The 11,070-nt window shown below is 72.9% G+C and carries 9 protein-coding genes and 1 pseudogene; 3 read left to right on the forward strand and 7 right to left on the reverse strand.

All coding sequences use genetic code 11. The annotated features are described in order from the left end of the window. The 3 genes from MCAG_RS10475 to guaB all read right to left on the reverse strand — a co-directional run. Window positions 1-1,371, reverse strand: a 1,371-nt coding sequence (locus tag MCAG_RS10475; protein WP_007072935.1) for a M1 family metallopeptidase, incomplete at its 3' end; no start/stop codon positions are given. Between the two features lie 276 nt (window positions 1,372-1,647). Further along, the gene (locus MCAG_RS10480; protein ID WP_007072936.1) at window positions 1,648-2,766 is read right to left on the reverse strand and encodes a GuaB3 family IMP dehydrogenase-related protein; all 1,119 of its coding nucleotides are present in this window, start codon (window positions 2,764-2,766) and stop codon (window positions 1,648-1,650) included. A gap of 27 nt (window positions 2,767-2,793) precedes the next feature. Further along, window positions 2,794-4,356 (reverse strand): IMP dehydrogenase, encoded by a 1,563-nt coding sequence (gene guaB, locus MCAG_RS10485; RefSeq protein WP_007072937.1) that lies wholly within the window; start codon window positions 4,354-4,356, stop codon window positions 2,794-2,796. A 233-nt stretch (window positions 4,357-4,589) separates the two neighbouring features. On the opposite strand from guaB, the gene MCAG_RS10490 reads away from it, so the two are divergent. Then, on the forward strand, window positions 4,590-4,994 hold the full coding sequence (locus tag MCAG_RS10490; protein ID WP_007072938.1) for a DUF5319 domain-containing protein: 405 nt from the start codon (window positions 4,590-4,592) through the stop codon (window positions 4,992-4,994). Window positions 4,995-5,097: 103 nt separating this feature from the next. Here the strand turns inward: MCAG_RS10490 and MCAG_RS10495 are convergent, their stop codons facing one another. After that, the gene (locus MCAG_RS10495; protein ID WP_036373056.1) at window positions 5,098-5,919 is read right to left on the reverse strand and encodes a helix-turn-helix transcriptional regulator; all 822 of its coding nucleotides are present in this window, start codon (window positions 5,917-5,919) and stop codon (window positions 5,098-5,100) included. Between the two features lie 255 nt (window positions 5,920-6,174). Here MCAG_RS10495 and MCAG_RS10500 point away from each other — a divergent pair, with 255 nt between their 5' ends. Next, entirely contained in the window at window positions 6,175-6,558 is a 384-nt protein-coding gene (locus MCAG_RS10500; RefSeq protein WP_007072940.1) for a WhiB family transcriptional regulator, read from the forward strand. Window positions 6,559-6,761: 203 nt separating this feature from the next. Here MCAG_RS10500 and MCAG_RS10505 read toward each other — a convergent pair whose 3' ends face one another. The 3 genes from MCAG_RS10505 to groES form a co-directional block, all read right to left on the reverse strand. Continuing rightward, window positions 6,762-8,351 carry a molybdopterin-dependent oxidoreductase gene (locus tag MCAG_RS10505; protein WP_007072941.1) on the reverse strand — a complete coding sequence of 530 codons (1,590 nt, stop codon included), beginning with the start codon at window positions 8,349-8,351 and terminating at the stop codon, window positions 6,762-6,764. Window positions 8,352-8,520: 169 nt separating this feature from the next. After that, on the reverse strand, window positions 8,521-10,167 hold the full coding sequence (groL, locus tag MCAG_RS10510) for a chaperonin GroEL (protein WP_007072942.1): 1,647 nt from the start codon (window positions 10,165-10,167) through the stop codon (window positions 8,521-8,523). Between the two features lie 70 nt (window positions 10,168-10,237). Then, window positions 10,238-10,552: a co-chaperone GroES gene (gene groES / locus MCAG_RS10515; RefSeq protein WP_018222648.1), complete on the reverse strand. Its 315-nt coding sequence runs from the start codon at window positions 10,550-10,552 to the stop codon at window positions 10,238-10,240. A gap of 332 nt (window positions 10,553-10,884) precedes the next feature. Here groES and MCAG_RS10520 point away from each other — a divergent pair. Continuing rightward, window positions 10,885-11,070, forward strand: a pseudogene (locus MCAG_RS10520) (SAM-dependent methyltransferase); the annotation flags it as partial.

An 11,070-nucleotide genomic window follows, 5' to 3' on the forward strand; every position in this document is an offset into this window, starting at 1 on the left:
GGCGACGAAGTCCGCCGTGGTGACGTTGCCGCCGCGCCGCTCGGCGGTCCAGGACCGCAGGATCCGGAAGAAGACCTCGTCGCCGACGGTCCGCCGCAGCGCGTGCACGGCCAGCGCGCCCCGCTGGTAGACGGCGTTGCCGAACATGTTCGCCCGGCCCGGGTCGACCGACGGCTGCGACCAGTCCGTCGCGGCGTAGTGGGCCGCGAAGCTGCGCTCGACGGTGCGGCCCCCGTCGTGCTCCAGCCAGAGCCATTCGGCGTACGTGGCGAAGCCCTCGTTGAGCCAGATGTCGCTCCACCGGGCCAGCGAGACGCTGTCGCCGAACCACTGGTGGGCCAGCTCGTGGGCGACCACCACCGGGTCGGGGCGGCCGGAGCGGAAGAAGCTCGGCCCGTAGACCGGGCGGGACTGGGTCTCCAGGGCGTACGAGACGCGGCCATCGGCGAGCGCGATCCCGCCGTACGAGTCGAAGGGGTACGGGCCCAGGCGGTCGGCGAGGAAGTCGACGATCTCGCCGGTCCGCGCCAGCGAGACGGCGGCCGGCCCGTCGGCGGGCAGGCTCGCCGCGACGGCCGTGACCATCGGCCTGCCGTGGTGGGTGCCGGTGGCGACCCGGTAGTCGCCGATCACGAGCATGCTCAGGTAGCTGGCCATCGGGGCACGCTCGGCCCAGCGCCAGGTGGTCCAGCCGCCGCCGCTGACCCGCCCCGCCGGCACGCCGTTGCTAACCGCGGCCAGCCCGTCGGGGACGGTCACCTCGATGTCGTAGGTGGCCTTGTCGGACGGGTGGTCGTTGACCGGGTACCAGGTGGCCGCCGAGTCGGGCTGGCCCAGCGCCACCGCGCCGTCGGCGGTGGCGAGGAAGCCGCCGAGGCCCAGTGCGGTGTTCCCGACCGGCTGCGGCACCCCGGTGTATTCCACGTCGACCGCGAACCGGGTGCCCCGCGCCAGACTCCGCGCCGGGGTGACCACCAGTTCGTCGCTGTCGCGGGCGTGTCGGGCCGGCGCGCCGTCGACACGGACCGCGCCGACGGTCAGCCCGGACAGGTCGAGGTTGAACCGGGACAGCCCGGTCGTCGCCGTGGCGGTGACCGTGGCGTGCCCGGTGAGCCGGTCGTCGGCCGGGTCGTAGCGGACGCGCAGCCGGTACGCGGCCACGTCGTAGCCGCCGTTGCCGCGCCCGGGCACGTACGGGTCGCCGGCGTCGGCCGCCCCGGCCCGGGGCCGGTCGGGGTCCGGGGGTGCCCCGGTGCAGACGGCGAGGGCGGCCGCGACGAGGCAGACGGTCAGGCCGGCGTGGATCCGTGAGACGGTGTGGACGGCCAGGCCGAATGCCTGGCCGACCGTTCGTTCTCCTGTTCGGACCATAGCTCTCCTCGTCCGTCGCAGGCGCGAGCCTAGCCCAAACCAACTCACCAAGGGCGCAAAGTAGGCAATAGGCTCAAAATCGACCTCACTTCTGCTTGCCAGGAGCACAAGTTTCGCCTCGATCGAGCCTTTCTCTCCTGGGAGCAGGACAGTCTCTCCTGGGAGCAGGACAGGGTGGAGTTCGGCGCGAGCTGACACCCGAGGCAGAACGGCCCCGCCGCGTTGCGCGGCGGGGCCGTTGCACGTGCTCTCCCGGGCGTGCGCCGGGACCGGAGATCAGCGGTCCAGGACCAGGCCGACCTTCTGGAACTCCTTGAGGTCGCGGTACCCGCACTTGGCCATCGCCCGGCGCAGCCCGCCGAACAGGTTGAGCTGGCCGTCCGGCTCGTCGGCCGGGCCGAACAGCAGCCGCTCCATCTCGCCGAGCGGCTCGCCGGCCACCTCGAACGCGCCGCGCGGCAGCGACGGGTGGCTGGCCGCCGAGTGCCACCACGCGCCGCCCGCCGGGGCCTCCGCGCACAGCGACAGCGGCTCGCCGAGCATCACCGCGTCCGCGCCGCAGCCCAGCGCCTTGGCGATGTCGCCGGAGGTCTGGATGTCGCCGTCGGCGATCAGGTGCACGTACCGGCCGCCGGTCTCGTCGAGGTAGTCGCGGCGGGCCGCGGCGGCGTCGGCGATCGCGGTGGCCATCGGCACCCGGATGCCGAGCACCGACTCGGTGGTCGACCAGTCGTCGCCACCGATGCCGACGATCACGCCGGCCGCGCCGGTGCGCATCAGGTGCAGCGCCGTCTTGTAGTCGGTGCAGCCGCCGACGATGACGGGCAGGTCGAGGTCGGCGATGAACTCCTTGAGGTTCAGCGGCTCGTCGGTGGTGGAGACGTGCTCCGCCGAGACGATGGTGCCCTGGATGACCAGGACGTCCACGCCCGCGTCGAGGATCACCGGGGCCAACGTCAGGGTGTGCTGCGGGGAGACCCGCACGGCCACCGTGCGGCCGCCGGCCCGCAGCTCGCGTACCCGTTCGGCGATGAGGTCCGGGCGGATCGGTTCGGCGTACACCTCCTGGAGCCGCTTGGTGGCGCGGGCGTCCTCGCCGAGGCCCGACAGCTCCTCCAGGATCTTGGTCGGGTTCTCGTACCGGGTCCACAGGCCCTCGACGTTGAGCACCCCGAGCCCGCCGAGCTGGCCGAGCCGCACGGCGGAGGCCGGGCTCATCGTCGCGTCCGAGGGGTGCCCCACGCAGGGAATGTCGAACTGGTACGCGTCGAGCTGCCACGTCGTGGAGACGTCGTCGACGTCCCGGGTGCGGCGGCTCGGCACGATGGCGATGTCGTCCAGGTGGTAACCGCGCTGCGCGGTCTTGCCCAGGCCGATCTCGACCACGTCACGCATGGTGGCTCCAGGTGGTGTCGGGGGTGGTCAGCGGGAGTGGTAGTTCGGCGCCTCGACGGTCATCTGGATGTCGTGCGGGTGGCTCTCCTTGAGCCCGGCCGCCGTGATCCGGATGAGCTGGCCGCGCCGGTGCAGCTCGGGGACGCTCTCCGCGCCGACGTACCCCATCGCGGCGCGCAGCCCGCCGATGAGCTGGTGGGCGACGGCGGCGAGCGGCCCCCGGCAGGGGACCTGACCCTCCACGCCCTCGGGGACCAGCTTGTCCTCGGCGAGCACGTCCTGCTGGAAGTAGCGGTCCTTCGAGTACGACTTGGCCTGGCCCCGCGACTGCATCGCGCCGAGCGAGCCCATCCCCCGGTACGCCTTGTACTGCTTGCCGTTGATGAAGATCAGCTCGCCGGGGCTCTCCTCGCAGCCGGCCAGCAGACTGCCGAGCATCACGGTGTCGGCGCCGGCCACGAGAGCCTTGGCGATGTCGCCCGAATACTGAATGCCGCCGTCGCCGATGACCGGGACGCCGGCCGGGCGGGCGGCCCGCGCCGCCTCCATGATCGCGGTGATCTGCGGTACGCCGACCCCGGCGACGATCCGGGTGGTGCAGATCGCGCCCGGGCCCACCCCGACCTTCACGCCGTCGGCACCGGCGTCGACCAGGGCCCTGGCCCCGGCGTACGTGGCCACGTTGCCGCCGACGATGTCGATCGTCACCTCGGACTTGAGCTGGCGGACCATGTCCAGCACCGCCCGCTGGTGGCCGTGCGCGGTGTCCACGATGATCACGTCGACGCCCGCGTCGACCAGCGCCCGGGCCCGCTTGTACGCGTCTTCGCCCACGCCGACGGCGGCGGCCACCCGGAGCCGGCCGGCGTCGTCCTTGGTGGCGTTCGGGTACTGCTCGCTCTTGGTGAAGTCCTTCACGGTGATCAGCCCGCGCAGCCGGCCCGAGCCGTCGACGATCGGCAGCTTCTCGACCTTGTGCTGGCGCAGCAGGGCCAGCGCCTCGTCCTTGCTGACCCCGACCGGGGCGGTGACCAGCGGCGTACGGGTCATGATCTCGCGAACCGGGGTGGACGGCTCGGAGACGAAGCGCATGTCCCGGTTGGTGACGATGCCGACGAGCTGGCCGTCGCCGTCGACCACGGGGACGCCGGAGATGCGGTACCGGCCGCAGAGCGCGTCGACGTCGCGCAGGGTGTCGTCCGGGCTCGCGGTCACCGGGTTGGTGATCATGCCGGACTCGGAGCGCTTGACCAGGTCGACCTGGAGCGCCTGATCCTCCAGGGAGAGGTTGCGGTGCAGCACGCCGATACCGCCCTGGCGGGCCATCGCGATCGCCATCCGCGCCTCGGTGACCGTGTCCATCGCGCTGGACAGCAGCGGGATGGTCAGCTCGACGTTGCGGGTCAGCCGGGTGCGGGTGTTGACCCGGCTGGGCACCACGTCCGACTCGCCCGGCTGGAGCAGGACGTCGTCGAAGGTGAGGCCGAGCGGGACCACGCGGGCCGAGCCGGCGGGCAGCTCCGGAAGATGGCCACCCAGCTCGCCGTGGTCGGCGCCGGCCGGCAGATCGGTGCTGGGCGAATTGTCCACGATTGCTCTCCTGAGCTGGGTCGGGCGGGCTTCAGCGAGGTGGCGCGCGCGGGCATCCGGCGCACGTCGGGTGAGGGCGCGTCGGTGCCATCGTACCCATCGGCCCCGGCCGCCCCCGCCGGAGCCGGGCCGGTGGACGACGCAGCGTGACGCTCACCCCCGCCGAGGCCGACGCGGGGTGACCGGCCGGACGGGGGCGGGCGTCCGGCGGTCGCGGGGTCTACGGTGAGGGGGTGCACGACGAGCCCATCGACCCGTTCAACGGCGACCCGGCCGATCCGGCGGCGGAGCTGCACGACCCGGCGGACGACGACACACTCGACCCGCTGACCGAGGTCGAGCGGCAGGACGTGCTTGAGGACCTGGCCGACCTGGAGGTCTACCAGGCCCTGCTGGCCCCAGTCGGGGTGCGCGGGCTGGTCATCGAGTGCGAGGACTGCCGCGAGCCGCACTACTTCGACTGGGACCTGCTGCGGGGCAACCTGCGCCATCTGCTCAGCTCCGGCCGCCCCCGGGTGCACGAGCCGGCCTACGACCCGGACCCGGACCACTACGTCACCTGGGACTACGCCCGGGGGTACGCCGACGGCGTGCACGACACCCTCACCGAAGCCACCGAGGAAGACCCCACCCCCTAGCCCCGGCCCCTCTCCCGCGATCTTGCACATCCGGCCCGGACAAACGCCGCGAAAGTCAAGAACCGCGGGCACCAAGTGCAAGATCACCGAGAGGGTCAGCGGGTCAGGTGACCAGGCCGGCGCGGAAGCCCGCGGCAACAGCGTGCGCGCGGTCCCGGGCGCCGAGCTTGCGGAACAGCCGGCGGGCGTGCGTCTTGACGGTGTCCTCCGAGACGAACAGCTCGCGGCCGATCTCGGCGTTGCTCTTGCCCTCGGCCATGCCGAGCAGCACCTGGAGCTCCCGCTCGGTCAGGCCGATCGCGCTCCGGCCGCCACGGGCCGGGGCGGGACGCTGCCCGGCCGCCGCCGTGGTCTCTCCCTCGCCGGCCGCCTCCACCTCGTCGTCGCCGCGCTGCACGGGCACCACCGCCGGCGGAGCGCCCGCCGAGCCCTCGGGTCCCGCCGGCCAGGTCGGGCCGGACTTGGCCGGGGGGCGCCCGGCCGGCGCGGAGCGCACCGGCCCACCGACGGAGGCGGCGTCCCGGAGCGGGTCGGTCACCCGGCTGTGGGCGGCACGGCCGGGTGCCGAGAGCAGCAGCAGGGCCTTGGCCACCGCGCTCGTCAGGTCGTGGTCGGTGCCCTGGATCAGCCCCCGGGCGCCGGCGCCGATGGTGGCGGCGGCGGCCTCGGACTCCTCCGCGCCGAGCAGCAGCACCGCAGCCTGCGGGGCGCGGGCCAGCACCCGCCGGACGAAGCCGGCGCTGTCCGGGCGGGTGAGGGCGGTGTCGGCGAGCACGACGTCCGCCGGCCCCTCCGCCAGGCGCAGCATCACCTCGGGATCGGAGACGGCGGTACGGACAGCGGCGGACAGCCCGAGTCGCGCCGCCGCGGTGGTCAGTTGCTGCGCGGCGAGCGGTGTCCGAACGCACACGAGAACAGTACGCACTGTGGTCTCCTCTCCGACCCCGAGCAGACCATGGGGAGGTCGCTTCGGGTGGGTGTTCCCGGCAATCCTCCGAACTTTTCCGACAGATAGGTCATATAAGGCGTTCTGTCCGAGCTTTCCGATCACAGAAGTGTGAGCCGGAGGAAGTCGGGGTACCGGGGAGCCCGAGCCGGAAACGGTGCGCCAGCGGGGCCGCCGCCCGGACACCGGTCAAGCTGAGGATCTCCGCGGTGCCGCGCGGGAGGAGGGGTGCTGATGTCGAACGTACGCAGGCTACCCGGACCCATCGTCGACCTTTGGGACTGGCAGCGGCTCGGTGCCTGCCGGGGCCGCGACAGTGCCCAGTTCTTCCACCCGGACGGCGAGCGCGGCTCCTCCCGACTGCGCCGCGAGTCCAGTGCCAAGGCGGTCTGCCGGGTCTGCCCCGTACGCGCCGAGTGCGCCGCGCACGCCCTCGCCGTCCGCGAGCCGTACGGGGTCTGGGGCGGCTTCAGCGAGGCGGAGCGACTGCGACTGCTCGCGGTGGGCTGGGAGGACCTGGCCGACCGCCGGCAGTCACGGGTCGACGTGGCCCGCCTGGAGGCCCGCCTCGGCCGCCCGCACAAGTCCACCGTGCCGGCCCAGCGCAGCGTCGCCTGACGCACCGCACACCGACGGCGCATCGACGGCTCCGCGTCCCCGACCCGGGACGCGGAGCCGCGTCATGTTTCCCGGCCCCCGTTCCGGGGGGCTGCCGCCCTTCGCCACGCCCACGGTCGGGTGAGGCCCACCAGGCAGGCCCACCGACACGCCCACGGCCGGGTGACCGGCTCGCCGGCCTGCCGGCATACGCGAGTGGACGGTCAGCGGACGGTGACCCGCACCGTGTGCCAGCCGGTCGCGCCGTCCGGGTCGACCCGCTGCCGGCGCTCGGTCTGCGTCTCGCCGTCGGCGTCGGTGGCCCGCACCTGGAGGGTGTGCTCGCCGGTGGTGGCCGGCCACTGCCAGGACCACTGCACCCAGGTGTCCACCGAGACAACGGGCGCGAGCGTCGCCTCCCGCCACGGGCCGTCGTCGACGCGTACCTCGACCCTGCGGATGCCCCGGTGCTGGGCCCAGGCCACCCCGGCGACCGTCACCGGGCCGGCAGTGAGGCGGTTGCGTGGGCGGGGGGTGTCGATGCGGGACTGGGTCTTGATCGGCCCCTGCGCCGACCAGCCCCGGGGCACCCAGTACGCGTCGAAGTCGGCGAAGCTGGTCAGCTCCAACTCGGTCACCCACTTGCAGGCCGAGACGTAGCCGTACAGGCCGGGCACCACCATCCGTACCGGAAAGCCGTGCTCCACCGGCAGCGGCTCGCCGTTCATGCCCACCGCGAGCAGTGCGTCCCGGCCGTCGCGCAGCACCGCCGTCGGGGTACCGCAGGTCCAGCCATCGACCGAACGCCCGACCACCTGGTCCGCGCCCTTTTCCGGCTGCGCCTCGTCGAGCAGTTCCCGGATCGGCACGCCGAGCCACCGGGCGTTGCCGATCAGGTCCCCGCCCACCTCGTTCGACACGCAGGCCAGCGTGACGTACCGCTCGACCATGGGGCGGGCCAGCAGGTCGGCGAAGCTCAGCTCGATCGGGTTGCGCACCCGGCCGTGGACGCGCAGCCGCCAGGTGTCCGGATCGACCTGTGGCACCACCAGGGCGGTGTCGATCCGGTAGAACCCGAAGGTGGGGCTGACGTAGGGGGCAAGCTGGGAGAGGGAGAGGTCCGCCCCGGCCGGCACCGCCGGCGCGGGCGAGGCGGGCGCGGGCAGGGCGACCGCCTGCCGGGCCGCCGACACCCCCCGCCGCCCGGCCAGCCAGTGCCCGCCCAGCCCGGTCACGACGGCCGCGCCGGTCAGCGCGCCGACGCCGGTGAGGAACCGCCGCCGCCCCTCCGGAGGCAAGGAGGGGCCCCTTGTTGGCAGGGGGGTGTTGACCAGGGGCCCTTCCTTGCTCTCGGCAGGCGGGGTCCAGGGCCAGGGGTCGGGGTGCAGGGGGCCGGCCAGCAGGAGCCGGAGCGCCAGCGCGCCGAGGGCCGCGCCGACCAGTGCGGGCAGCGCGTCGGCGGCGTCCGCGCCGGCCCGGGTCAGCGCGGCGGCCACCCCGAGGGCGGCGAGCGCCGCGATGCCCGCCAGGCCGAACCACAGCCGGCGCGCGGCGAGGACGCCGAGCAGCGCCGCGAAACCGGCGAGCAACAGCGCCGTGGAGACCAGCAGGGCGATCTTGTCGTACGTGCCGAAGACGGCGATGCCGAACTGCTTGACCGGCTCGGGGACGGTGTCCACCACCAGTCCTCCGACGGCGACCAGCGGTGCCGACCGGGGACCGGTCAGCACCGCCACCGGTTCGGCCGTACCGATCGCGACGGCGGCGGCGGTGATCCCGGCCAGCGCGGCGTACCCGCGCGAGATGGCGCCCATCCGCCCAGTGTTTCCGATCGGGCCGGGAGAACGACAGGGACGTCAGCGTTCCGTAAGCAACAACCCAGGGGCGTTCCGTAAGCGACAACCCCAGGGGAACGCGGGGCGGATGCGCGTCAGGGCACGCCGTGGGGAGCCGGCGTGCCCTGAGCGTGTCGTACGGCGTAGGTCAGAAACCCGGGCCGTGCTGGTGGCCGTGGCCGTGCGAGTGGCCGTGGCCACCGGCGGCGGCCGGCTCGGCCTTCGCCGGCTTCTCCACCACCAGGCTCTCGGTGGTGAGCAGCAGGCCGGCGATCGAGGCGGCGTTGGTGACGGCGTTGCGGGTCACCTTCACCGGGTCGATGATGCCGGACTTGACCAGGTCGACGTAGTCGCCGACGGCGGCGTCGAGGCCGTGACCCCACTGGCTGTCGGCGACCTTCTGCACCACCACGTAGCCGTCGTGACCGGCGTTCTGGGCGATCCAGCGCAGCGGCTCGACCAGCGACTTGCGCACGATCGAGACGCCGGTCTTCTCGTCACCGGTGAAGCCGAGGTCGTCGTCGAGCGCCGGCAGGATCTGCGCCAGGGCGGCGCCGCCGCCCGGAATCGTGCCCTCCTCGACGGCGGCCTTGGTCGCGGCGATGGCGTCCTCGATGCGGTGCTTGCGCTCCTTCATCTCGACCTCGGTCGCCGCGCCCACCTTGATGACCGCGATGCCACCGGAGAGCTTCGCCAGCCGCTCGGCCAGCTTCTCCCGGTCCCAGTCGGAGTCCGAGGCCTCGATCTCCTTGCGGATCTGCGCGACCCGGTCGGCGACCTCGCTGGCCTGGCCACCGCCGTCGATGATGGTGGTGTTCTCCTTGTCGACCACGACGCGCCGGGCGGTGCCGAGCACCTCCAGGCCGACCTGGTCCAGCTTGTAGCCCAGCTCCGGGGCGACCAGCTCGGCGCCGGTGAGGATCGCCATGTCCTGCAGCATCGCCTTGCGGCGGTCGCCGAAGCCGGGGGCCTTCACCGCGCAGACCTTGAGGGTCTTGCGGATCGAGTTGACCACCAGCGTGGACAGGGCCTGACCCTCGACGTCCTCGGCGATGATCAGTAGCGGCTTGCTGTCCTGGAGGACCTTCTCCAGCAGCGGCAGCAGCTCCTCGATCGCCGAGATCTTCTGCGTGGTGATCAGGATGTACGGGTCCTCCAGGACCGCCTCCTGCCCCTCCACGTCGGTGACGAAGTTCGGGGAGATGAAGCCCTTGTCGAACTGGAGACCCTCGGTCACGTCCAGCTCGGTGGTGAGCGCGGAGCCCTCCTCGACGGTGATGACGCCGTCGCGGCCGACCTTCTCCATCGCCTCGGCGATCAGCTCGCCGATCGTGGCGTCCTGCGCGGAGATCGTCGCGACGTGCGCCACCGACTTCTTGTCGGCGACCTCGACGGCCCGGCCGAGCAGCGCCTCGGAGACCTTGGCCGCCGCCGCGTCGATGCCGCGCTTGAGGCCGGCCGGGTTGGCACCGGCGGCGACGTTGCGCAGGCCCTCGCGGACCATGGCCTGGGCCAGCACGGTCGCGGTGGTGGTCCCGTCGCCGGCGACGTCGTTGGTCTTGGTCGCCACCTCCTTGACCAGCTGCGCGCCGAGGTTCTCGTACGGGTTGGTGAGCTCGATCTCCTTGGCGATGGTCACGCCGTCGTTGGTGATCGTGGGCGCACCGAATTTCTTGTCCAGGACGACGTTGCGCCCGCGCGGGCCGAGAGTGACCTTGACCGTGTCCGCGAGGGCGTTGACACCGTGCTCCAGCAGGTGCCGGGCGTCGTCCGAGAAGCTCAGGATCTTCGCCATCTTTATCCCTTCGAAGCGTCACTGCCCCGGCCCGGCGAGCCGGACCGGGGCAGTGGCACTGATCGGTTGCTTACTTCTCGATGACCGCGAGGACGTCGCGGGCGGAGAGCACCAGGTACTCCTCGCCGGCGTACTTGACCTCGGTGCCGCCGTACTTCGAGTACAGGACGGTGTCGCCGACCTTCACGTCGATCGGCACGCGGTTGCCCTTGTCGTCGATCCGGCCCGGGCCGACAGCGAGGACGGTGCCCTCCTGCGGCTTCTCCTTGGCGGTGTCGGGGATCACGATGCCCGACGCCGTGGTGGTCTCAGCCTCGTTCGCCTGGACCACGATGCGGTCCTCGAGCGGCTTGATCGCAACCTTGGTCGCGGTAGTCACGGGCATACCCTCCTGGGGTACTGGTTTCGTTGCCGGACGGCGGGGCCGACCAGCGTCAATCTGCCACATGCCACCGGGCGGGGCCGTCGTCGCGGGTGCCGGTCCGCCTGGCGTCAAACCCCCGGGCACGGGGCCCGGAAGCTGGCACCCTCGATGGGAGAGTGCTAATCGCAGATTAGGCCGTGGCTAGCACTCCGTCAAGGAGAGTGCCAACGCGTCGCCCTCCGTGTCGCCACAAATTCCGCAGCTCGTTACCGCGACACGCCGGGATGACCCCTGCCCCGCGCGTCCGCCTCCCTACCGTCGGTCGGCCCCGGCCGGGGCCGGACAATGGGCGCGTGGATCTCGACCAGCTCGCCGCCCTGCGTACCCCCGAGGGGTCGGCCGCGCTCGCCGCGGCGACCGAGGTGGCCGGCGGCGACCCGCTTGCGGCGGCGGCGGCGCTCCGCTCGGCCGGGGTGCCCGCCGGCCTGGCCGCCGCCGCGATCACCCAGGCCGAGCTGCGCCGCCGGGCGGTCGGCAAG

Origin of the sequence: Micromonospora sp. ATCC 39149 (genome assembly GCF_000158815.1) — a bacterium.
GTDB lineage: Bacteria > Actinomycetota > Actinomycetes > Mycobacteriales > Micromonosporaceae > Micromonospora.

Excerpts from the sequence above, each read along its gene's own strand:
- MCAG_RS10505 (WP_007072941.1), bottom strand. The coding sequence starts at position 8,351 with ATGGGCGCCATCTCGCGCGGGTACGCCGCGCTGGCCGGGATCACCGCC.
- MCAG_RS10500 (WP_007072940.1), top strand. The coding sequence starts at position 6,175 with ATGTCGAACGTACGCAGGCTACCCGGACCCATCGTCGACCTTTGGGAC.
- MCAG_RS10480 (WP_007072936.1), bottom strand. The coding sequence starts at position 2,766 with ATGCGTGACGTGGTCGAGATCGGCCTGGGCAAGACCGCGCAGCGCGGT.
- groES (WP_018222648.1), bottom strand. The coding sequence starts at position 10,552 with ATGCCCGTGACTACCGCGACCAAGGTTGCGATCAAGCCGCTCGAGGAC.
- groL (WP_007072942.1), bottom strand. The coding sequence starts at position 10,167 with ATGGCGAAGATCCTGAGCTTCTCGGACGACGCCCGGCACCTGCTGGAG.